The sequence below is a fragment of the Celerinatantimonas sediminis genome (genome assembly GCF_046054195.1).
Taxonomy (GTDB): Bacteria; Pseudomonadota; Gammaproteobacteria; order Enterobacterales; family Celerinatantimonadaceae; genus Celerinatantimonas.
In genome coordinates this window covers 48,400-71,601 of sequence record NZ_JBEQCS010000017.1, presented here as the reverse complement: position 1 = coordinate 71,601, position 23,202 = coordinate 48,400, and the positions used below count along the sequence as shown (strand labels likewise).

The following is a 23,202-nucleotide window of genomic DNA, read 5'->3' as shown; positions in this document are numbered from 1 at the left end:
CCTCGTAAATTAAAACATAACTTTAAAAGGTGATTTCCATGAGCAGTACTTTCTATATTCCTGCTGTAAACATCATGGGTGAAGGGGCTCTTAAAGATGCCGCCCAACAAATCCAAAGCCAGGGCTTTAAACAAGCTTTAATCGTAACAGACCCAGGTATGACTAAATTGGGGGTTACTGGCGATATCCAATCACTTTTAAACGAATATGGCATTAGCAGTATTGTTTATGATGGCGTTCATCCAAACCCTACCGTGACTAATGTCAATTCAGGCCTGGAAGTTTTACATAGCCATAAATGTGACTGCGTCATCTCATTAGGTGGTGGCTCATCACACGACTGCGCCAAAGGGATTGCACTGGTTGCATCTAATGGCGGGAAAATTAGTGATTATGAAGGCGTTGATGTTTCAAGCAAACCTCAGCTGCCACTGATTAGTATCAATACAACTGCCGGAACAGCTTCAGAAATGACTCGTTTTTGTATCATTACTGATGAAGTTCGCCACGTTAAAATGGCCATTGTTGATACTAACGTGACTCCTATTTTGTCAGTTAACGATCCGAAATTGATGGCGGGTATGCCACCGGCACTGACTGCTGCAACTGGTATGGACGCGCTGACTCACGCTGTTGAAGCGTATGTATCTACAGCCGCAACTCCTATTACTGATGCTTGCGCCATTAAAGCGATTGAAATTATTCGTGATTACCTGCGCGAAGCAGTGCACAACGGCTCTAATATGCAAGCTCGTGAACAGATGGCTTATGCCCAGTTCATGGCAGGTATGGCATTTAACAACGCATCATTAGGTTACGTACATGCGATGGCTCACCAGTTAGGTGGTTTCTATGACCTGCCACATGGTGTTTGTAATGCCGTCTTATTGCCTCACGTACAACGTTATAATGCGCAAGTTGCAGCACCTTTATTAAAAGATGTTGCCAAAGCGTTAGGCGTTGATGTTTCAGGCCTTGATGATAAACAAGGTGCCGATGCAGCAATTGCAGCAATCTGCCAATTATCAAAAGATGTCAACATTCCAGCTGGCCTTAAAGAGCTAGGCGCAAAAGAAGAAGACTTCAACATCTTAGCTGATAACGCGATGAAAGATGCTTGCGGCATAACTAACCCGAAACAGCCGACTCACGAAGAAGTTGTTGCAATCTTTAAAGCTGCAATGTAATTGAGTTTTCGTTTAAAAGACAAAAGCCTTGCTATATGCAAGGCTTTTTATGGTCGGGATAACGACTAAAGGCAGTTAAACGCGTGAGCTTAATGCATCAACTCGTTTACAAGCTTGCGAGAGCGACTCAACCGTTACTGTAAATGGCAGTAATACCGCTTCAGGCGTTTCAAGGGTTGCCACATAAACTTCGTGAAGTTCAGCGTCACTCCAATCTGATTTAATCTGTGCCAATGAGGTTGGGATCTCGCAATCTTTAGCCAGTTGAATCGCTTCAATGAGCTCTTCATCACTGCGCTGTTCAAGTGCAAGCAATACCAAGTTGCCATAACCCACCAGCAGACCGTGACCAAATTCACGAACATCATCGTTCACAGTCAGACCTTCATAAAAGCCATGAGACATAGTTGCATGAGCACCACTGGCCATCAGGGAGGTCATCGCTGCATACAGCATAATGGCATCGACAGCCTGTTCCAGTGCTTCATTTGGCTCACCTTTTTTAAGTGCATTACAAGCATCCGCACCATAGGTTTGAATCAAATCAAAACATAACTGGCTGTTAAACGCCGTTAATTTTTTATCGCCAGCTAATACGCTTTCATCATGTTTAAGTGAGCGATATTCATATAATTTAGCCAATGTATCGCCCAAACCTGCAGCTAACCAGCGCTGTGGTGATTTCGCTAAAATGGTCGTATCAACTAAGGTAACTTGAGGGGCACTTGGCAGATGATATAAATCGAAGAAGTGTCCGTTATCTAAATAGCGAATCGACAGCGGTGTTAATGCAGCACATGTTGCGGCAATCGTCGGAACCGTAATAATCGGCAGATTCATTTCAATGGCTACCGCTTTACCGGTATCAAGTGCTTTACCACCACCCACAGCAACAATCACTTGCGCCTGCTCAGCTTCAGCAACCGCTTTTAATTGGTTGATATTGTTAATTGAACAAACACCACCAAACCAATGATATGATGCATTTTCGATTTCCCCGACATGCTCTTTGAGCACTTTTAGCGCAGTATGACCACCAACAACCATCGCTTTTGGCCCCAACTGCTGGCAGTATTTTGCGAGTTGTTTTGCGACATTCGGACCGCGGTGGTAATTGGCCGGGAAATGAAATTCAACGGACATAGTTACAAACTCCTGTATTCATTGACGAACCCTGTAAGGGAACTTTATTTTTTTAATTGCTTATATTTTTAATATTTGAGCAAGACTAACTCAATATCTTGCATTTAACCAAAGAAATGCCGCCATAGATACGAAAAAGGCAAAACTAATATTAAAGCAGGGAGAAAGTTTACCACAGCAAAATTCATTATTTTGGCAATCCTTAAACCTACGGCGACCATAATAATGCCGCCAACAGCAGAAAAGTCAGCCATGGCAATGGGATCCATGTAATGGTGAATTGAACTCGCGAGGAAAAATAAAACGCCCTGGACAAGAAATTGAATGATAGCGATCAGCGCAATACTCGGGCCAAGGGTGATAGAGAAGATAATCGCTGTGACAAAATCCATCATCGCTTTCACGAGCAGTAGTTGGTAATCCCCATTTAATCCTTCGGTCATCGCACCGACCACACCAAGGCCACTGGCACCAAATACCACGATTAAAGCGGTAAATTGCGAGCTATATTCCTCGCGACTTAAACTGCGAGGAACAGGCAAAACAGATTTTAGTTTGCCCTGCACCCACTGCGCCCCTTTACTAATTCCAGCTTCTAAGTAGATAAACTCCCCAATCGCCGTTCCCAAAATCAAAGCCATCACCACAACTGGAATAAAATGAAACTTCACAATCATCGTGATCCCAATGGCAAATGAGGCTAGTGCAAAAGTCGGGGGTAATCCGCGTTGTAATCGCTTGGGGATAAAATGAGCCAAAAGAGGGCCAGCTAGTCCTCCTAACATGATAGCGCAGCTATTGATAATAGGACCCAGCATCATGTTGATTTCTCCTTTAAATAACATCTAGCGTGTCACCGCTTCGCAAGTCCATGCTCGCGGCGTTGCTTGTCGAGCGAATAAATTAGTTCAGTCTTGGTACAAAGATAGTCGATTAAATAAACAACAAGCCGTGCATAAGCACGGCTTTATCATCCGAAAATCGACAATAACATTAATGGTGATCAGGATTACTCTGAACGATCTCGTTTGGCGTCTGTTCGCCTGAGAATAACGATTTGGCGTTATCAAGCGTCACTTTAGCGATAGCATCCAATGCTTCATAAGTTAAGAAAGCTTGGTGACCGGTAAAAATCACATTGTGGCAAGCAGAAAGACGTCTAAATACGTCATCTTGAATCACTTCATCAGAAAGATCTTCAAAGAACAGGTCCTGCTCATTTTCATAAACATCCAGAGCGAGACCACCTAGAATTCCCTGTTTTAATGCATCGATTGCAGCAACAGAGTCTACTAGTTTACCACGGCTGGTATTGATTAGGACGGTTTTTGGCTGCATTAACGAAAATGCTCGGCGATCAATTAGATAAGTGCTATCGGCCGTCAGAGGACAATGCAAGCTAATCACTTTAGAGGAGCTTAACAACTCATCAAGCTCGACATAGCGACCACCAATTTTTTCAAACTCTTTATTGGGATATGGGTCAAAGCCTAATAACTCACAGCCAAAGCCCCGAAAAATTCGAGCTGTCGCCAGGCCGATTTTACCGGTACCAACCACACCCACCGTGCGACCATGCATGTTAAAGCCAGTTAAACCTTCGAGGTTAAAGTTAGCATCGCGGGTTCTAAGATAGGCTTTATGAATTTTGCGGTTCAGCGTCATTAACAGTGCTATAGCATGTTCTGCAACCGCTTCAGGTGAATAAGCAGGAACCCTAGCAACATGAAAACCAAGGCGTTTAGCACAGGATAAATCAACATTATTAAACCCTGCACAGCGCATCAGCAACACTTTAATTCCAAGCTCATTTAAAGCCTCTAAAGTGTCTTGGCCAATATTATCATTCACAAAAGCGCAGACGGCATCGGCGCCTTTGGCCAAGGCTGCTGTATTTGGCGCTAAACCAATAGAAAAGTATTCAATTTCAAAGCCATAATTTTGATTCGCTAAGTCGAAATACTCGCGATCATATTTTTTTGCACTAAATAGACAGATTTTCATGACATGCCCTCAATAATCAGCACGAGGGCCCAACTGAGCCCTCCATGCAAGAGATCATTGCAGGATTTTCAGAAAACTGCAAAGCTCATCACACTTTTTCTGAAATTCTTTCTAGATCAGCAAAATATAACTGCTGATAGGCCTCCATCATGGCTTTGCCACTGCGCTGCGTAAACCAGTAGTTTGCCCCGCCCCCCACAGCCGCACCTAGAAATGGGATCACCTTAGCCACTTGCTTGCGAGAAAGTTTCACCGCCAGATGTTTGGCGACCTCTTTAACCAACTGCACCGAAAAACTTTTAACGGCTTCATGACCTAAAACATTCTGATCAATCTTCACTTTACCTAAAATCACCTCTTGGGCTTTGGCATCAAAACCGAGTGACTGCAGATAAATTTGTTGCAACTGGGGCTGCAACTCAACATTGGTAATATCTAGCCCGTGCACAAGAGCAAGCTTCTGGTTAAGCCGATACAACTGCGCGGCGATATTCACCAAATCAACACTGGCAAATGTCACCGCTGAAACAAAACCGCCAAAACCACTGCTTGCACCAGTTACAGCACTATAGCGAGACGCACTTTTCACATATTGATTCATCAATTGCTGCAATCGTGGGTAAATATCAGGACGATGCGCTAAATCAACCAATGATGAAGCATCAATCCCCTGCACATGGGCATCGTTTAAAATGCGGTTTGGATCGATATTCCAGATAGCTTCTTTTATTTTGCCCATCAGGCTAGTATTTGACTGACTCATAACATCCTTTTTCGAATTGACGGCGTTGTTGTGATTATTTTATCTATAGATAATACCATCAATTTTCAAACAGCTCGATACAAGACTGGCTGCTCGGTTGCTAATCGTTTTAAATTAGCCGTCACTGCATCAAAAATACCTTGCTGAGAAAGATCGGTTACACCGCCAATATGCGGCGTGGCAATGACGTTTTCTAAAAACAGTGGCTGGTTCGGCTCGGGCGGCTCTTGCTCAAAAACATCGAGCCCTGCGCCTGCTAAATGACCACTGTGTAATGCATCAACTAACGCGTTCGTATCAATTAAACCGCCACGCCCAAGATTAATAACAAAAGCGCCAGGTTTAAATTTCTTAAACTTTGCTTCATCAAACAAATGGTGCGTTTGCGCCGAGTCAGGCAGCGTTAACACGACGTGATCACTGATAGCTAAAAGCTCATCAAGAGAATCCATTGACCGGCACCAGTTAAGGGAAAACTGCTCGGCAAGTTTTTGATCTTCAGTTCGTTTCACCGCAACCATCTGCATGCCAAAACCACTTAGGCAGCGCGCGACGGCTTGGCCCAAACCACCGAATCCAACTAACCCGACCGTATGACCGCGCAGCGTCTGGCCACAGGGTGCGCCAAGCTGTTGCTCAGCAATCGCTTGGGGGATCTCTTTAAAACGCCGGACTAAACAGAGCATCATAAAAACAGCTAATTCGGCGACCGAATCGGCATTTCCGCTATCGGCCGTGGGTACATTCGCGACTGGAATGTTTAGCTCTTGGGCTGCGGCTAAATCAACACCTTCAAGACCGGCCCCAACTTGCTGAATTAATTTAAGCTGGTCGGCTGTGGCTAAAACCTCTTTGGTCACACGGGTCATGGTTGGAATAAAAATATCAACGCCTTTAAGACTCTTTAGATCATAGTGCCCTAAAGCTTGCCAATTAAATTCTGGTAATGCCTCTTGGTAGCGATAAAAAATACCGCCCCAAGCATCTTCCGGTGCTCCAAATAAAACGTTCATCGGGGCCCTCCTTTTATCGGTTATGAAGATACATCGTCATTGTTTTTACTATCTTAATCAAGTCTGTTAATGCGCTAATGCCAGCATCGCGCGCATAAAAAAATCCGGAACAGAGTCCGGATTTTTTAAGTGCAAGCAAGCAGATGCAATTAAGCCATCGCGTTACGTGCCGCTTTAATGTTATCAGCAATTAAGAATGCCAGCTCCAACGCTTGGTCAGCATTTAAACGCGGATCGCAGTAAGTGTGATACCGTTCCGCTAAATCGTGTTCGGTGATGTGAAAAGCGCCACCAACACATTCAGTCACGTTACGACCGGTCATTTCAAAATGCACACCACCAGCATATGAACCTTCGCTGGCGTGGATTTCAAAGAAGCTGCGAACTTCACGCAAAACATCATCAACACGGCGAGTTTTATAACCATTGGGGGCTTTAATGGTGTTGCCATGCATTGGGTCGCTGCTCCAGACAACCTGTCTACCTTCACGCTCAACAGCGCGAATCAGATTCGGCAGATGTTCAGCCACATTATCAGCGCCCATACGCACAATGATATTCAACCGCCCCGCTTCGTTGTTCGGGTTGATGATATCAATCAATCGCAGCAGTTCATCAGGGTCTGTCGTTGGACCAGCTTTCAGTCCAATGGCATTTTCAATCCCGCGCGCAAACTCAACATGTGCATGGTCAACTTGACGAGTTCGATCGCCAATCCACAACATATGCGCCGCACAGTCATACCATTTACCCGTCAGACTATCGCAGCGAGTCAACGCCTGTTCATAAGGCAACAATAATGCTTCATGAGAGGTATATAAAGTGGTTTCACGAAGCTGCGGAGTTGTCTGAGAGTTAATCCCGCAGGCATTCATAAATGACAGCGACTCATCAATCCGCCGTGAAATACTGCGATAACGCTCTGACAATGGACTTTTCGCAACGAAATCCAAGTTCCATTTATGAACTTGCTGCAGATCAGCCAGGCCACCTTGGGCAAATGCCCGCAACAGGTTCAACGTTGAGGTGGATTGGTGATAAGCCATCAGCATCCGCTCTGGATCGGGCACGCGCGATTTCTCATCAAAACTGATCGCGTTAATAATATCGCCACGATAAGAGGGTAACTCAACACCGTTAATCGATTCAAAGTTAGAGCTACGAGGTTTAGCAAACTGCCCTGCAACGCGACCGATTTTAACCACTGGTTTTTGACCACCAAAAGTTAAAACAACCGCCATCTGCATCAGAGCTTTAAAAAAGTCCCGAATATGGATAGTGCTAAATTCATCAAAGCTTTCAGCACAATCGCCACCTTGAAGCAAAAACGCTTCACCTTTAGCAACTTTAGCCAGTTCACTGCGCAATGCCCGCGCTTCACCAGCAAAGACTAACGGTGGTTGCCCAGCCAATTCTTTTTCAACACGCTCTAAAGCGGCCTTATCCGGGTAATCCGGAATCTGTTTTGCTGGTTTTTGCCGCCAGCTGGACGGTGTCCATTCGGTCATTCTCTACTTCCCCGAGATCTCAATAAAAAAGCTAATAATAGGGGATCTTATGCACTTGAAAACCCCTAATTACAAATTAAATAACTACATCGTAAAAATGGCCAAAAACTGGTGTTTTTATGGGATTTATACGCATTAACACCCACTTTAAACACTTTTTATCGAAAGTTTTTGTTATACAACTAATCGTTTTCGCCGTTCTCTTTAGGTTCGCCGCTATCCTGCTGAGGCGCTAATTTAGCTTCCAGTTCACTTAAGCGCTGCTCAAGTTCAGTGAGTTTTTCACGTGTGCGCAGCAGCACTTGCGCCTGCACATCAAAATCATCACGGCTGACCATATCAAGCTGATTTAATTTAGCTTGCAGCAGCTGTTTGACGCGACGTTCAAATTCATCGCCTGCGTTGCGCACGCCTGATGGCACCATTTCGCGGATCTGTTTGGCTAATTCTTCCAATTTATTTGGATTTAACATATATTCGCCTTCACTAATTGTTACTTATTGACCTGTATTGTAGTCAGACTCGAAGCGTTTTAACACCAGCAATCTGTGCAATCAGGCAAGGATGTTTATGCTTGAATGGACCTGTAAACCGTTTTGCCAACTCAGTGTGGATGAACTGTATCAAATCCTCAAACTACGGGTCGACGTTTTTGTCGTTGAACAAAACTGTCCTTATTCAGAACTTGATGGCCATGATACCCATCCCGAATTACGCCATTTGATGCTTTACCAGCAAGGAAAATTAAGCGCGTATGCACGCTTACTGGCGCCAAATACGACCTATCCAACTGTTTCGATTGGTCGGGTGATTGTTGCCCCTCATGCCAGAGCAAAAAAACTGGGCCGCGCGCTTATGCTTGAAGCAATAGCCCAATGCAAAAAAATCTGGCCAGAGCAGCCCATCACCATTGAGGCACAAGCGCACTTACAGGCTTTTTATGAGTCTGTCGGATTTTATGCCATCTCCGATATTTTCTTAGAAGATGGCATCGAACATCGCAACATGCGCTTAGATTAATCGGCTGCAATGAGCGCAAACTCACCGCGCACCAGTGACAACATCGGTTCAGGGGCAACTTGCACGGTCAGCCCGCGTTTTCCCCCGCTAACATAAATCTGTGCCAGCTCTTTGGCCGAGCTATCTAAAAAAGTCGGGAGCCGTTTTTTCTGGCCCAAAGGACTAATCCCCCCTTTGATATAACCCGTTGTGCGCTCAGCTTGAGTTGGGTCCGCCATTTTCATTTTTTTCAGGCCCGCAGCTTTGGCTAATTTTTTTAAATCTAAATGCCCGGCAACCGGCACGACCGCTACCACCATCTGTTTTGGGTCATGCTCATCACAGGCAACCAAAGTTTTATACATGGCTGTGGGTTCAATCCCGAGTTTTTCTGCTGCCTCATCACCGAAGTGACGACTATCAGCATCATGTTCATAATGATGAAGAATAAAATCAATTTTCGCGCGTTTAAGCGCATTTATCGCTGGAGTCATAATAATTTAATCGTGATTAAAAGGATGATGCGCCGCCAGTTGCCAAAAACGTTGCAACAGCGGTTCGTGCAATCGTTTAGACAACGCACAAACGCCCATATCAAATGGCTCTATCGCCACATCCACAGGGACTTTCTGAATTCGCTCGCTCACCGGGCTATTGGCTAACACAACATCGGGAGCAATTCCGACACCGCTGCCCAAAGCCACCATGCTCACCAAGGCTTCGTGCCCAGCAACCGTTGCCACGATAGGTGGATTGATATCCATCAGCGCAAACCAGTTTTCAAGGCGACGCCGAGCCGGGCCATGCTCAGGCAGAATAAAAGGAACCCGTTGCCAGTCAATAATCGGAGCATCAAGCATTTCACGAGCAACGCAATTGACTCGCGGCGCAATAATCGACAAAGGAACAGTGGTCATACTGGCAAAATTCACCGATAACGGCAAGGACTCTGGGCGAGCTGCCAGTGCGATATCAGCCCTGGCATCGCGAACCATCGCAACAGCTAGGGCAACATCGCCGGTAACCAGCTTAATCTCGGCGCGAGGACAGAGAATGCGAAACCTATCGAGTAGCTGCGGAAGATGGCTATAACTTGCGGTCACCGAACAGTAAACACTGAGCTCTCCGGCTAAATCGGCAATTTCACCACAAAGGTCGGCTTGTAACTCGCGCCACTGGCCAAGCCATTGCTCAACAAAACGGCGCACTCGAACGCCCGATGGCGTGAGTGAAACAGAACGTTTATCGCGCGTAAATAAGCGCGCACCTAATTCTTGCTCTAAACGGGCAATCACTCGGCTAAGTGTCGATGGGCTAACATGCATCTGCTCACTGGTTCGAGCAAAATGCAGGCTATTGCACAAGTGTAAAAAAAGCTCTGCGCTACGTTGGTCCATAGTTCGTTCCATTTCGGCTGTATTGCATTTTTTGCAATACGATATTTCGAATATATCATTTTACGCAACAGATCCCAGCTCTTATATTAAACAGATAACAAATGACCGACTTATCAGATTTGGAGAGCAACACAGATGGCCAATTATTTTAATACCCTGACTTTGCGTCAGAAGTTAGCCCAGTTGGGAAAATGTCGTTTCATGGCACGCGATGAATTCACCGATGGCTGTAACCTTATTCGCAACTGGAAAATCGTGATCGTCGGTTGTGGCGCACAGGGTTTAAACCAAGGCCTCAACATGCGTGACTCTGGGCTGAATATCTCATATGCCCTTCGCCAAGCGGCTATCGATCAAAAACGTAAATCATATATCCAAGCGACCGAAAACGGCTTCACCGTTGGCACTTACGAACAGCTCATTCCAGATGCCGATATGGTGCTGAACTTAACTCCAGACAAACAGCATTCTGATGTCATCACTAAAATTATGCCACTGATGAAAAAAGGCGCTGTTTTATCTTACTCGCATGGTCTTAACATCGTTGAAGTTGGCATGCAGATTCGCCCTGATATCACGGTTGTGATGGTAGCGCCAAAATGCCCAGGTACCGAAGTTCGCGAAGAATACAAACGTGGATTTGGCGTACCAACATTGGTTGCAGTTCACCCAGAAAACGATCCAAACGGCAACGGTTTGGAAATTGCTAAAGCCTATGCCAGTGCCACCGGTGCTGACCGCGCTGGGGTTCTTGAGTCTTCATTTGTAGCCGAAGTAAAATCTGATTTGATGGGCGAACAGACGATTCTGTGTGGATTGCTGCAAACTGGCTCTATCTTAGCTTACGATAAAATGGTCGCTGAAGGCACAGACCCTGGTTACGCTGCGAAACTGATTCAATATGGTTGGGAAACAATTACCGAAGCGCTTAAACATGGTGGTATCACCAACATGTTGGATCGCCTGTCAAACCCAGCCAAAATTAAATGTTTTGACTTATCTGAGCAGTTTAAAGAGCTGATGACTCCTTTATTCCAAAAACATATGGATGACATCATCGAAGGGAACTTCTCTGCAACCATGATGGCTGACTGGGACAAAGGCGACGTTGATTTGCTGACCTGGCGTGAAGAAACCGGCCAATGCGGATTTGAAAATGCGCCAGAATCAGATGCTCATATCAGTGAACAAGAATACTTTGACAATGCCACCTTGTTGGTTGCTTTTGTTAAAGCAGGTGTTGAGCTGGCATTTGATACGATGACCTCATCAGGCATTATCGCTGAATCTGCTTATTATGAATCACTGCACGAAGTCCCATTAATTGCTAACACTATTGCTCGTAAACGTTTGTATGAAATGAACGTGGTTATCTCAGATACCGCTGAATATGGTTGTTACTTATTCTCTCATGCGGCGGTGCCACTGCTTCGCGATTTGGTCAATGGCTTAGATTCAGATGTTATCGGTGCAGATATCAAATGGGATGACACAACCGTTGATAACATGCGCTTGATTGAAGTGAACCAAGCTATCCGTCACCACCCTGTTGAAGAAGTTGGTTATAAACTGCGTAGTTATATGACTGATATGAAACGCTTAGTCACAAATAGTTAATTCCGAATTAAACTTCGAGAATCATACAGTTCTTATATCAAGCAGCCATTGTTGTAAAAAATGGCTGCTTTCAATTTAAGAGACAGAAATGCCCAATTCTAATAGGGTAATAGTTGATTCTCTTCTGTGTTACTGCTAATAACTCATGGCAGTTGCCTCTTTTAATTTACCCACCGGAACTCTTTGAAGCTCCTCTAAACAAGGCTTAAATATTATTGCTATTCACTTTTAACTTTATATCAGACCAGTCTCGTCATGCTAAAGTACTAACTAAAAATTAGCCTGTTTTAATCATAGAAAATCTTATAAGTTCAGCTCATTCAATATGTTTAGCCTCCTAATGCAGCCCAATAAAGATATTGACAAATAGATTATTTAAATGTATAAAACACATCTTCAGTATCAAAATTCATAGAATTACTGCTCAATAATTAACAAATAAAAACATGCAAAATTCAGATAGAAAAATAATAAATTACTTATTAGTTATATTTTTATCAGCAGTCCTATACGGTGGTAATGCATTACATAGTGGGCTCCGCCTTGATAGCATTATGTATGCAGACATTGCTAAAAATATATTGCTATATAAGTCATATTTTATTTTACACCTCAATAATAATATCTATTTAAATAAACCTCCGCTATTATTCTGGATTGTAGCATTTTTTATAAAAATATTTGGCTCGTCGCCATATGCAATACAAATATCAGCCATGTTTAATGCTATATTAATGAATATAGCTGCATATCATTTATTCAAAATCATATTTAAAGAATCAAACCTATCCTTTTTAGCTCTATTTTGTATGAATTCTACGTTTGTCATTTACAAACATACACATTCATTAAAAATGGAAAGTTTAACTTCATTTTTCATTTTAATTTCTTTAATTGGATTCATTTATTATTTAAACAAAAAAGAAATCGTTTATCTTGCCTTGTTTGCATTAGGTATCGGTGGAGGAATTTTGGCAAAAGGTTTTTTAGGTTTAGCTCCTATTCCTATCACGGCCCTATTTTTTATATTTTCAAAAGAAAAATATAAGCTAAAAACGTTTTATTATTATATTTTAGCTATATTAGCTGGGATTTTAATTAGTGGTTGGTGGTATGTTTATATCTCTTTGCATAGTGATTTCTTCCACATATTCTTTGTCAGTCAATCAATTGATAGGCTCGCTGGTAATGTAAGTGGTACTGCAGGTACACATTATGATGCAATGCCTATATATCAATATATAAAACTATTGCTAAGAGATTATTTTTATTACCTCCCATTTTTTATTTATGGTTGTTATAAATTTTATAAAGAAAGAGTAAACTTCGATCCTGTCAGTTTAAAAATGGTAGTCATTAGCACAACATTTAACTTCATAATTATTCATTTTATAACGACGAGAGATGAGCGATACATGTTTGAATTCTACCTAACTGCGAATATATTTACTGCATATGGCTTACATCATGTCGTTAAAAAATTAGGTTTTAATTACAAAAACCTTATTAAAGCTATTTCAATTATTTTTCTGTGTGTTATCGCTTGGAGCCCATCACCTCTATCCAAACCCACATACAACCATTTAAGTTTACTACCAAGAATAAGTAAACAATCTCATTTGCCTATTTTAGTTGACTTCAGCCTATTAACTGGTGACTATAACCGTTCTGCTATAAGCTACTTTTTATCCGGAAAATATTCACAAATAACAAAAATACAGCCAGGACATTACATTACTATTTATGATGTTAATAAACATCTAAATATTCCACATAAGGCCCTTTTTAAGGATGATACGGTTAAAATAGCAATCATAGATAGTAAATAACCATCCCATCATATAGTTAAACTTTTATAACGTATTTTAAATGTTATAATTAACTTTTTATAGATAACTCTCATGTCCTATCAACAACGTTTTGGCGGAATTGCTCGACTATACGGCAATCGAGCTTTAGAACAATTTCAAGCAAGCCATGTCTGCGTCATCGGAATTGGCGGTGTCGGCTCGTGGGCGGCTGAAGCACTGGCACGAAGTGGCATAGGCCATATCACCCTCGTTGATTTAGACGATGTCTGTGTTACCAATACCAATCGCCAATTGCACACCCTCACCTCAACCATCGGCCAGCCCAAGACAGAGGTGATTGAAGCGCGAATTAAAGAGATTAATCCTGAAGCAAAATGCGACATTATCGATGACTTTATTACCGCTGATAACGTATCAGAGTATATTGATGCAAAATTTGATTATGTCATTGATGCCATCGACAGCGTGAAAGCCAAAACCGCGTTATTGGCCCACTGCAAACGCAACAAAATAAAAGTGATCACAGTCGGTGGTGCGGGCGGACAGATAGATCCGACCCAAATCAAAGTTGCCGATTTAGCAAAAACCATTCAAGACCCGCTGGCTTCGAAAGTTCGTGGTCAATTAAGACGCGAGTACAATTTCAGTAAAAATCCAAAACGTAAATTTGGCATTGAATGCGTATTTTCTACCGAACAGTTAATCTACCCAGATAATAATGGTGAGATCTGCTCCACCAAAAATACCGATGGTAGTATGCGGATGAACTGTTCTGGCGGATTTGGCGCAGCAACCCACGTCACCGCAACTTTTGGCATGATAGCCGCAGGCCAAGTATTAAAAAAACTCGCGCTGCAAAGCGCACAGAATGATCAATCGGATTCAGAACAATCTGCATAAAAGCGACTTCGCCCGAACGCTCTATCACATCGTCATTCGGCAGTAGCGAAGCGGATGCCGGGACAATCCTCAACACTTTGCTCATCGTAGCCCGGCAGTAGCGAAGTGAATGCCGGGACAATCCACAACACCTTGCCCATCGTAGCCCTGCAGTAGCAAAGTGAATGCCGGAACAATCCTCAACACGTTACTCATCGTAGCCCGGCAGTAGCGAAGCGGATACCGGGACAATCCACAACACTTTGCCCATCGTAGCCCGGCAGTAACGAAGCGGATGCTGGGACAATCCACAACACCTTGGCCATCGTAGCCCGGCAGTAGCAAAGCGGATGCCGGGACAATCCAAGCCACGTTGCGCATGGCTAAAGGCCAATAAAAGAAAATGCCAGTTAATTTCACTTAACTGGCATTCACCTCATCCAATCTTTAAATTGCCAAAATTAGATTTTATAAAGCGATGTCTTCACTGGTTACAACTTTAGCAATGCGAGGGAAAATAACATCCATCGACATTTTATGTTGGTCAGCGACAAATGTTGCACAAGCATCTTCAACCACAACCATGTTGTAGTTCAATTCCCAGCCATGGCGAACGGTTGATTCAACCCCGATATTGGTTGCCACACCACCAATCACAATCGTATCGATACCACGACGGCGCAGTTGCAGATCTAAGCCTGTACCGGTGAAAGCGCCCCACTGATGTTTAAGAACAACCAGATCGCTTTCTTCTTGTAACCCCGGTGCAAAATCCATCCAACCTTCTGGCAAACCGCCTTCTGGGTGAGCCGCAGCTTGATCAGCTTCACCTTTGGGTGCATCAGAAAATTGTGCGTTCCAGCCGACATGAACTAAAACAACAGGAGCGCCCGCTTGACGGAATTTTTCAGCCAAATCTTTGCCCTTTTGTAAAACGACATCTGAGCTATAAGGGGCTGTTTTATTTGCTAAGATCCCATTTTGCAGATCGATTAAAACTAAAGCTGTTTTATTTGGATTAAGCGTTAACATACGGTCTTTTCCTGTACAGTATTGAATAGTCGAAGGCCGGAGCCTTAAAATAACGAGTAATTATTATGCACTATACAACTAGTGCGTCAATTTTTCCCAGCGCAAAACAAGCTAATAATAATAGGCTCAGCCCATAGTCACAGCTGGACCAAATAAAAAGCGAATCGCGTTCTGCATTATTAATTAAGGGCTTATACAATGACTATTATTCAGCATAAAACATCAATTCGGCTTCTGGCCTTAATTTTATTAGCGTTGGTAAGCTCTCTAAGTTTAGCTCACGCACAAAGCGCCAACGTCTCAAATAGTTCAGTACAAATCGACCCACTATTAACGCAATTGCTCAACCAGCGAGAGCAAAAACATATTGCAGCTCCCGTCGTAGCTAGTGTCCTTCTGTCCCAACAGTCCGAGAAAATTATCGAAAATATTCGTCAAACAGGTGCAACGGTCATCACTTATTCAAAAACCTACCCATTAGTGACTATCGGCTTAACTAGCTTAAAGCAGCTTCAAGCGCTATCACAAACCGATGGCATTGAACAAATCCACTCCATCTACCCATCGGTTGGCAACTCAGATATTGACCCTGAAAAATAGTTACATCCGAAGGAGCATAAAATCACAGAAAATGAATAAAAATTCACTTTTAGAGAATATAAATTAGTTGCTCGAGCGTTAAATTGATCATAAGCTTTTAACAAATCGGTTGGCTAATAAAAAGAGGGCTTTGTGGATAAAATTAATTCTGTCGCAATTTTAGGCGGTACTCATGGCAATGAATTTTCAGGGATTTATCTATTAAAAAAATGGCATAAACACCCACAAAAAATCAGCCGCCCAACGCTCAACGTTGAAACTCTGCTGAGCAATCCTAAAGCCTTTGCTGCCAACAAACGTTATCTAGATGCCGATCTAAACCGCCAGTTTCGCTCAGATTTACTTGCTGACCCAACACTTGGCAATTATGAACAATCACGCGCAAAAGCGTTGAGTTTGTATTTAGGGACGAAAGAAAATCCCAAATTTGATTTTGTGCTCGACCTTCACAACACCACCAGCAACATGGGACCGTGTCTACTCTTGGTGCAGCAGCATCCGATGTATAACCTAATGGCAGGCTATGTGAAACTCAAAATGCCACAGGTTAATATCTCTCGCGATGAAGATCATAAAAGCAAAGAGCAACACCACCTATTAGCAACAATGGGTAAATTTGGTGTCATCGTCGAGGTGGGGCCGCAGCCACAAGGATGTCTGCGCCATGATGTTCTCGCTTGGATGGAAGAGCTCACCGGCCATATACTCGATTTTCTAGAACTGTATAATAATGACCAGCTGCCTGAATTACCCAAAAGCGTCGAAGCCTATCGCTTTTTAGAAGAAGTAAAAGTTCCACTCGATGAGCATGGCGAGCGCGCCGGAATGGTTCATCAGGCATTAGAAGGCAATGATTTTAAACCGCTTAAAAAAGGTGATCCAATGTATATCACCTTTGATGACGAAGTGATCACTTACCAAGGGCAGAGCACTGTTTATCCGAACTTCATTAATGAAGCGGCTTATTATGACAATAACCTAGCAATGTCTCTTTCAGAAAAAGTGACTATCGACGTTTATAGCAAGAAATAAGCGCTGTGCGTCGAGCAAACTTGGCGCAACTGCATGACAGATTTATCGATAGAATTACCATCTGATTATTACCTAACCAACTTCTGGTTGCTCGTTGATGGAGTGCTGGAGCGCTACAGCGATCTTCTCAACGAGCCAGAGCTGCAACTGTTAACAACGCTCAAAGCTCAATCAAGCGATGCCCAAAAACTGTATGTGCGAATGCTCTGTCGCAAGGGCGAGTTTTTTCGTGACGATAAATTTAATTACCCTGAAATCAGCCATATTCCTGGCGCAATAGATCAATTACGTGAGTGTTCACTTATCAGCTGCGCGCTGCCCAATGACTGGGAAATCATTGGACAGCTATTAACCGCGAGCGAATTAAAAAGTTATCTAAAACAACAAGCAAACACACCAAAATTGACCGGCCTTAAAAAAGCTGACCTTATCAAGCTACTGGCAAAACAACACGTACCAACGTTTGATTTCACCATTATTCAGCTGCTTGATAATAGCTGGTTAAAGCTGTTTGGATTATTGTATTTTAATAATGCGCGGCAAAGCCTCACCGACTTTGTGCTAAGCGATCTTAAGCTCGTGCGCTATGAAAATTACCGTCTGGATAAACAAAACCGTTTGTATCAGAGCAAAGCGCAAATAGACCAAGCGTTATTACTGAGTGAAATCGCAGACGAGCTAGAAAACCAGCCTAAAAATGGCGACTGGTCAATTAGTGAATACTTACAACGCATTCCCTCTCAACCGGCGCATGCGGCCATCATCAGGCGAATCAAACGGCTAAAAGAAAAACTCGCTCGCGAATTTGAGCGCCGAGCACAACTTGATGAAGCTCTGAACCTTTATCAGCAAATCGACAGCATTTTTAGCCGCGAGCGCGAAACCCGAATTTTATCATCTCTCGCCCCATCTCAAGCGCTCATAAAACTTGATGCAATGATTGAGTCACCCGCGAATCTAAGTGAGCAACAATTTGCGAAAAATTTTGCCTATCGGCTGAGAAAAAAATTAAAGCAGCCATTTACCGAGCCGCAAAAGCTAAACTATCAGCGAATTGACTGGCCAGCACCGGTAATTGCACATGCGCCTGAAGCGAACGCCCTGCAACTTTTAAGTGAGCAAGGCTGGCAAGGCGTACACTGCGAAAATGCGCTCATTAACGGCATATTGGCTCTGACGATTTGGCCTGCGCTATTTGATGATGAAATTGAAGGCGTCTTTTTTCATCCGTTTCAAGCTGGCCCATCTGATTTTTACGCGCAGGACTTTCGTGATAAACGCCAGCCTATGTTTGATGAATTGCTCAATGAAATAAGCTCATCCAACTGGCCAGAGCAAATTATCAAACGCTACCAACAAAAACAGGGATTAGCTAACCCACTATTTGACTGGCAAGCGCTTCCTAAAAACCTAGTCGAAGCGGCGCTTTACCATGTACCGGCGAATATTTGGCAGCAGCTTTTTAGCTATCAGCTATTTGACCTGCGCCTAACTCGAGCAGGAATGCCAGACTTATTTATCTGGAATGAGCACCATTATGGCTGGCTAGAGGTGAAAGGCCCCAACGATAAACTGCAAAACAACCAGTTATTGTGGCTCAAACAGTTGATGAAATTACATCAACCCGTTGCGGTTTGTTACCTTGGGCATCAAGACGTTGACGATATTTGCCCCATCGAATTTATTAACAATTAGGGTGGTTGTCTTTGGTGGTTTAGAGTTGCTCAATTAAACGAATTTCGAAGCACCGCAGTCTGCGCAGCTTTTTAAGTTAAACAAGCATTAGAGCAACAAAGTTCAGGATGCATTTAAATGAATCCCAAAGGCAGTATCTGAGGTCATTATTCTTGGGATAATGCGCTGTCAATGAGCATAATAGGTAATGCCGCGGCTCCTAATGGTGCTGCATCGCGGCCAGTTTTGCCCACTCGAATGCGCAGCTCATCTGGCAATTTAGAACGAACTGAGCGATGCAATGGGCTCAATCGTTTCACCAATTTAGTTAAAATCGCCTCTGGGATCATCCCGCCAATGACAATCGATTGTGCGTCAAACATGCACTCGATGATATTAATTGCCTGGCGAGTCGCGGGAATAGCCGAATCCAGCCACAGATTTAACTGCTCATCACTGAGCCTCAATAAGGCTTCCGGCGTTGCTTTATCGCCCGTTAAGCCGCACATTTCGTAGGCCGCTTGCAAAGATAGATACCGCTCCAAACAACCATGATTGCCACAAAAACAGAGCCGCCCTTCACTATGCACTATAATGTGGCCTATTTCACCAGCGTTGTGCGAGCAGCCATCATAAATTTGCCCATTTAGATACAATCCCGCACCTAAACCTTGATTCACACACAGATAGACAAATGAGTGTAACTGCGTTGCAGCGCCATACAATCGCTCGCCTAAAGCGGCGGCAGTTGCATCGTTAGCGACCCACACAGGAAGATGAAATTCTTCCTCTAATTCATTGTTAATATTTACATTTTCCCAACCATGTAAGGTTGTGGGACCTTCGCTGGTAATGCCTTGCACATTAAATGGCCCAGGCATCACCCATCCAATTCCTAACAATTTTGCCCAGTCAAATTCAGAGCTATGGCGCAATTTATGCAAACAAATTTTTACCTGAGATAAGATCTGCTCAGGTTGGGAGCTTGGCAGCGTGATTTCGTGACGCTCAAGAGGAAGGCCAGCTAAATCTGCAACGATCAATGTTAACAGCCCTTGGTCAACGTGGATCCCAATCGAGCAAGCACCATCAGGAGCAATAGACAGCGGTATAGCGGGTTGCCCTCGCCCGGAACGTATAGGTTGATGGGATTTAAGCCATCCGGCCTTTTCCAATTCGCGTGTAATGTTTGAAACTGTTTGCGGCGTTAAGTGAGTCAGGCGTGCAATTTCAGCCCGGGTCAGTTGCCCATGCAGACGAATCGTTTCAATCACCACACGGCGATTGTGTAACTTGGCATGTTCAAGGTTAGTTCCTGATAGTGTCATTTTATAAAGCCCGGCGCACTTAAGCCCAAAGAAAGGACGATAAATTGCTTAAAATATGAGTGCATTATTATGCCTCCAATTAAAGCAATCAAATTGATTTAATAAATAGCATTTACACTGCAAACGAATTTATCACAAGGAGTTATCAGGCTATGACATTAAAAAAAGGTTGGCTGGCACTATCGATGACAGCAGCAATGAGCATCTCTGTTTACGCTCATGCCGATACGACCATCAACGCCCTGTTTATGTCTCAGGCAGCATATAGCAAGAGTGACATTCAGGCGATGACCAAAGGATTTGAACAAGCAAACCCAGATATTAAAGTGAATCTGGAATTCGTTCCCTATGAAGCATTACACGATAAAATTATCGCAGCCAAAGGCGCTGGTGCCAACGGTTACGATGTGGTGCTTTATGATGTGATTTGGCCGGCTGAATTTGCCAAATTTGGCATCCTAAAAGATGTGACCAAACGAATTGATCCATCTTTACAGGACAAAGTATTTAAAGGCGCTTGGACGACGGTTAAATATGACCATAAATACTGGGGTATGCCTTGGGTTTTAGATACCAAGTATTTGTTCTATAACAAAAAAATTCTTAAAGAAGCTGGGATCGCACATCCACCTAAAACGCTGAGCGAGCTTTATCAGCAAGCTAAAATCATCAAAGACAAAGGCCTAGTGAAATACCCAATGGTCTGGAGCTGGTCACAATCAGAAGCGCTGATTTGTGATTACACCACCTTAGTTTCTGGCTATAACGGTACATTTTTCAAAGAAGGTAAACCACAATTTGCCTCTGGTGGTTCGCTTAAAGCGGTTCAGTTTATGAAAAAAACCTTAACCGATAAGCTCTCAAGCCCGAACTCACGAGAATATTTAGAAGAAGATGTCCGCAAAGTATTCTCAAGTGGCGATGCGGCCTTTGCGCTGAACTGGACCTACATGTACAACTTGGCTAACGATCCAAAACAAAGTCAGGTCGCAGGTGACGTCGGCGTTGAACCAATGCCAGGTGAAAATCCCGGTGATGTGGCGGCAGTCAACGGTTCAATGGGACTTGGGATCACCAGTAACAGCCAACACCCCGATGCTGACTGGAAATTTATTAGCTATCTGACTTCACAAAAAGTTCAGGAAAAATACTCCAAACTGAGCCTGCCAATCTGGAAAGCGTCTTATGACAAACCAGAAGTCCAAAACGGCCAGAAAGAACTTGTCGAAGCGGCGAAAAAATCCATTGGCGCCATGCTGGCTCGACCTCAGACAGCTCAATATCCACGCCTGTCTAATACGCTCCAGCAAGCGATTCAACGTGTCCTGCAAGATAAACAAAGTGCCAGTGATGCGATGCAACGCGCCAATCAGGTTATTTCGCGGTTGCACTAGGGGGAGAATAAATGCTGACTTTGCCGCAGAGGGATCGTCGCAAAGCTTGGGGGCTGATGCTCCCAATGCTTTTGATGATGGCCTTATTAACGCTCTATCCGCTGATTCGTACTGTCTGGCTCAGTTTTACTGATGCCGCCCTCATCAGCAATGGTGCAGCAATCCACTGGGTCGGTTGGGAGAATTACTACTTTGCCATTACCGACCCTGATTTTCAGGCAGCCTTTGGCCGAAGCCTCTGGTTTACCGTTTTATCGGTAGGGATTGAGGGAATTATCGGCGTGCTGGTCGCTCTATTACTCAACCAGAAATTTATTGGCCGCACACTGCTGCGTATTCTGGTGATTTTGCCGTGGGCACTGCCGACCATTGTCAATGCAATGATGTGGCGACTGAACTTTAACCCTGATTTTGGCAGCATCAATGCGCTCTTAAGTCAGTTAGGCATTATCAACCATTATCAAAGCTGGCTGGGCTCCCCAGATAGAGCGCTCTACTCAGTCATGTTTGCGGATATCTGGAAAAACTATCCACTGGTCACCTTAATGGTATTAGCGGCACTGCAAACCATTCCAGAAGAACTCTATGAAGCAGCGCGCATTGATGGCATCAAGGCTTGGATGCGTTTTAAAGCAATTACCTTACCCGCAATTCTTGCCCCACTGTGTGCGGTGTTGGTGCTGCGCACCATCGATGCCTTCAAGATTTTCGACATTATTTATGCCATGACCCGCGGGGGGCCACTGAACTCAACCAAAACCGTCAGTTTTTATGTTTACCAGCAATCATTTACCTACTTAGAAGCAGGTAGCGGGGCCGCCTATGCACTACTGATGACATTGGTATGTGCAGTTTTAATCTCGCTTTATCTATTTATTTTACGAGCTCAGCAAAGGTGAACGAATGCCAACTCCAATATATAAACGCGTATTAATTTATCTCGCTGCGCTAATCGTTGCCATTTCAATCTTAGCGCCGCTCTTGTGGTTGTTTTTGATGAGTGTTAGCTCAGCTAAAGATCTCACGCAGGTTCCGCTGCACTGGATCCCCGAACACTGGGATTTTAGTCGCTACCAAGTGTTGTTAACGCTTGCCCCAAACAGCCCGGGGAGATTGTTCTTACAAGCGATGCTCAATAGCTTAATAACCGCAACGGGTGCTACGCTCATATCTCTATTGCTGGCGATTCCCGCAGCGTATAGTTTCTCGCGTTTTCCCGGTCACCAATCGTGGTTGATGGCAAGTTTAGGAATGTACATGGTGCCACCGGTTGCCTTTATCTTGCCGATGTACTTTATTTTGCAACGCTTGGGATTACTCAACACCCACTGGGGGTTGATGCTCGTTTACTGCTCGTTAATTTTGCCGTTTCTGACTTGGATGATAAAAAACCAATTTGATGAAATGCCAAAAGATATCGAACAAGCCGCCCAACTCGATGGCTTAACGACCCGCGCGATTCTTATCAAAATCACGTTGCCGCTAGCCAAACCTGCACTGGGAGCAGCCTCTTTATTTGGTTGGCTACTCGCTTGGGATGAATTCTTTTACGCCCTGTTATTTACCAATAATGCCGATGCCAAAACATTGCCAGTGGCCATTGCCGACTTTATGGCAGGTAGAGCAACGGATGATGGTCTGATCGCAGCCACCGGTATTTTAGCGTCAGTGATCCCATTAATCATCGCTATTGCACTGCAAAAAACGCTCGTTCAAGGACTGACAGAAGGCGGCACCAAAGGATAACCAATCACATGAACACAATACTTTTTAACCATAAAAAAGACCCGCAAATTCAAACAATCGTGGCATCGATAGCAA

Annotated in this window: 22 protein-coding genes; 11 read left to right on the top strand and 11 right to left on the bottom strand. The window is 43.8% G+C overall.

Annotated elements, in window-relative coordinates:
• The first annotated feature begins 38 nt into the window (after positions 1-38).
• Entirely contained in the window at positions 39-1,187 is a 1,149-nt protein-coding gene (yiaY, locus tag ABTQ23_RS16855; protein WP_408616918.1) for an L-threonine dehydrogenase, read from the top strand.
• Positions 1,188-1,262: 75 nt separating this feature from the next.
• Here the strand turns inward: yiaY and ABTQ23_RS16850 are convergent, their stop codons facing one another.
• The 7 genes from ABTQ23_RS16850 to ubiK all read right to left on the bottom strand — a co-directional run bounded on the left by ABTQ23_RS16850 (position 1,263) and on the right by ubiK (position 8,091).
• Complete coding sequence (locus ABTQ23_RS16850) at positions 1,263-2,330, bottom strand: iron-containing alcohol dehydrogenase family protein (RefSeq protein WP_408616917.1); 1,068 nt, start codon at positions 2,328-2,330, stop codon at positions 1,263-1,265.
• 104 nt (positions 2,331-2,434) lie between these two features.
• Positions 2,435-3,148: a DUF554 domain-containing protein gene (locus ABTQ23_RS16845; RefSeq protein WP_408616955.1), complete on the bottom strand. Its 714-nt coding sequence runs from the start codon at positions 3,146-3,148 to the stop codon at positions 2,435-2,437.
• Positions 3,149-3,323: 175 nt separating this feature from the next.
• A complete protein-coding gene (locus ABTQ23_RS16840) occupies positions 3,324-4,334 on the bottom strand; it encodes a 2-hydroxyacid dehydrogenase (RefSeq protein ID WP_408616916.1) in 1,011 nt (336 codons plus the stop codon).
• 88 nt (positions 4,335-4,422) lie between these two features.
• Entirely contained in the window at positions 4,423-5,097 is a 675-nt protein-coding gene (locus tag ABTQ23_RS16835) for an EcsC family protein (RefSeq protein ID WP_408616915.1), read from the bottom strand.
• A 65-nt stretch (positions 5,098-5,162) separates the two neighbouring features.
• A complete protein-coding gene (locus ABTQ23_RS16830; RefSeq protein WP_408616914.1) occupies positions 5,163-6,110 on the bottom strand; it encodes an NAD(P)-dependent oxidoreductase in 948 nt (315 codons plus the stop codon).
• 149 nt (positions 6,111-6,259) lie between these two features.
• The gene (locus ABTQ23_RS16825) at positions 6,260-7,618 is read right to left on the bottom strand and encodes a class II 3-deoxy-7-phosphoheptulonate synthase (protein ID WP_408616913.1); all 1,359 of its coding nucleotides are present in this window, start codon (positions 7,616-7,618) and stop codon (positions 6,260-6,262) included.
• Positions 7,619-7,800: 182 nt separating this feature from the next.
• Positions 7,801-8,091: a ubiquinone biosynthesis accessory factor UbiK gene (gene ubiK / locus ABTQ23_RS16820; protein ID WP_408616912.1), complete on the bottom strand. Its 291-nt coding sequence runs from the start codon at positions 8,089-8,091 to the stop codon at positions 7,801-7,803.
• Positions 8,092-8,188: 97 nt separating this feature from the next.
• Here ubiK and ABTQ23_RS16815 point away from each other — a divergent pair, with 97 nt between their 5' ends.
• Positions 8,189-8,638 (top strand): GNAT family N-acetyltransferase, encoded by a 450-nt coding sequence (locus tag ABTQ23_RS16815; protein ID WP_408616911.1) that lies wholly within the window; start codon positions 8,189-8,191, stop codon positions 8,636-8,638.
• Here ABTQ23_RS16815 and ybaK read toward each other — a convergent pair.
• The gene (ybaK, locus tag ABTQ23_RS16810; protein ID WP_408616910.1) at positions 8,635-9,111 is read right to left on the bottom strand and encodes a Cys-tRNA(Pro) deacylase; all 477 of its coding nucleotides are present in this window, start codon (positions 9,109-9,111) and stop codon (positions 8,635-8,637) included. The two genes, ABTQ23_RS16815 and ybaK, sit on opposite strands and share 4 nt — an antisense overlap.
• 6 nt (positions 9,112-9,117) lie before the next feature.
• On the bottom strand, positions 9,118-10,014 hold the full coding sequence (ilvY, locus tag ABTQ23_RS16805) for an HTH-type transcriptional activator IlvY (RefSeq protein WP_408616909.1): 897 nt from the start codon (positions 10,012-10,014) through the stop codon (positions 9,118-9,120).
• Positions 10,015-10,149: 135 nt separating this feature from the next.
• Here ilvY and ilvC point away from each other — a divergent pair, with 135 nt between their 5' ends.
• The 3 genes from ilvC to tcdA all read left to right on the top strand — a co-directional run bounded on the left by ilvC (position 10,150) and on the right by tcdA (position 14,342).
• Positions 10,150-11,631, top strand: coding sequence for a ketol-acid reductoisomerase (gene ilvC / locus ABTQ23_RS16800; protein ID WP_408616908.1), 1,482 nt, complete (start codon positions 10,150-10,152; stop codon positions 11,629-11,631).
• Between the two features lie 446 nt (positions 11,632-12,077).
• The gene (locus ABTQ23_RS16795; RefSeq protein ID WP_408616907.1) at positions 12,078-13,460 is read left to right on the top strand and encodes an ArnT family glycosyltransferase; all 1,383 of its coding nucleotides are present in this window, start codon (positions 12,078-12,080) and stop codon (positions 13,458-13,460) included.
• A 72-nt stretch (positions 13,461-13,532) separates the two neighbouring features.
• Positions 13,533-14,342: a tRNA cyclic N6-threonylcarbamoyladenosine(37) synthase TcdA gene (gene tcdA / locus ABTQ23_RS16790; RefSeq protein WP_408616906.1), complete on the top strand. Its 810-nt coding sequence runs from the start codon at positions 13,533-13,535 to the stop codon at positions 14,340-14,342.
• Between the two features lie 447 nt (positions 14,343-14,789).
• On the opposite strand, the gene ABTQ23_RS16785 is transcribed toward tcdA, so the two are convergent.
• Complete coding sequence (locus ABTQ23_RS16785; protein ID WP_408616905.1) at positions 14,790-15,353, bottom strand: hydrolase; 564 nt, start codon at positions 15,351-15,353, stop codon at positions 14,790-14,792.
• 198 nt (positions 15,354-15,551) lie between these two features.
• Between ABTQ23_RS16785 and ABTQ23_RS16780 the strand changes: the two genes are divergently transcribed.
• From ABTQ23_RS16780 to ABTQ23_RS16770, 3 genes are all read left to right on the top strand, one after another.
• Positions 15,552-15,953, top strand: a complete 402-nt coding sequence (locus ABTQ23_RS16780) for a hypothetical protein (protein WP_408616904.1) — start codon at positions 15,552-15,554, stop codon at positions 15,951-15,953.
• Between the two features lie 132 nt (positions 15,954-16,085).
• The gene (locus ABTQ23_RS16775) at positions 16,086-16,985 is read left to right on the top strand and encodes an aspartoacylase (RefSeq protein WP_408616903.1); all 900 of its coding nucleotides are present in this window, start codon (positions 16,086-16,088) and stop codon (positions 16,983-16,985) included.
• 33 nt (positions 16,986-17,018) lie between these two features.
• Positions 17,019-18,680 carry a VRR-NUC domain-containing protein gene (locus ABTQ23_RS16770; RefSeq protein ID WP_408616902.1) on the top strand — a complete coding sequence of 554 codons (1,662 nt, stop codon included), beginning with the start codon at positions 17,019-17,021 and terminating at the stop codon, positions 18,678-18,680.
• A gap of 146 nt (positions 18,681-18,826) precedes the next feature.
• Here the strand turns inward: ABTQ23_RS16770 and ABTQ23_RS16765 are convergent, their stop codons facing one another.
• Positions 18,827-19,987, bottom strand: coding sequence for an ROK family transcriptional regulator (locus ABTQ23_RS16765; protein ID WP_408616901.1), 1,161 nt, complete (start codon positions 19,985-19,987; stop codon positions 18,827-18,829).
• Between the two features lie 152 nt (positions 19,988-20,139).
• Between ABTQ23_RS16765 and ABTQ23_RS16760 the strand changes: the two genes are divergently transcribed.
• Genes ABTQ23_RS16760 through ABTQ23_RS16750 form a run of 3 tightly spaced genes read left to right on the top strand, consistent with a single transcriptional unit; the run spans position 20,140 to position 23,127 of the window.
• On the top strand, positions 20,140-21,381 hold the full coding sequence (locus tag ABTQ23_RS16760) for an extracellular solute-binding protein (RefSeq protein ID WP_408616900.1): 1,242 nt from the start codon (positions 20,140-20,142) through the stop codon (positions 21,379-21,381).
• An 11-nt stretch (positions 21,382-21,392) separates the two neighbouring features.
• Positions 21,393-22,280, top strand: a complete 888-nt coding sequence (locus ABTQ23_RS16755; RefSeq protein ID WP_408616899.1) for a carbohydrate ABC transporter permease — start codon at positions 21,393-21,395, stop codon at positions 22,278-22,280.
• 4 nt (positions 22,281-22,284) lie between these two features.
• Positions 22,285-23,127, top strand: a complete 843-nt coding sequence (locus ABTQ23_RS16750) for a carbohydrate ABC transporter permease (protein ID WP_408616898.1) — start codon at positions 22,285-22,287, stop codon at positions 23,125-23,127.
• The last annotated feature ends 75 nt before the right edge of the window (positions 23,128-23,202 follow it).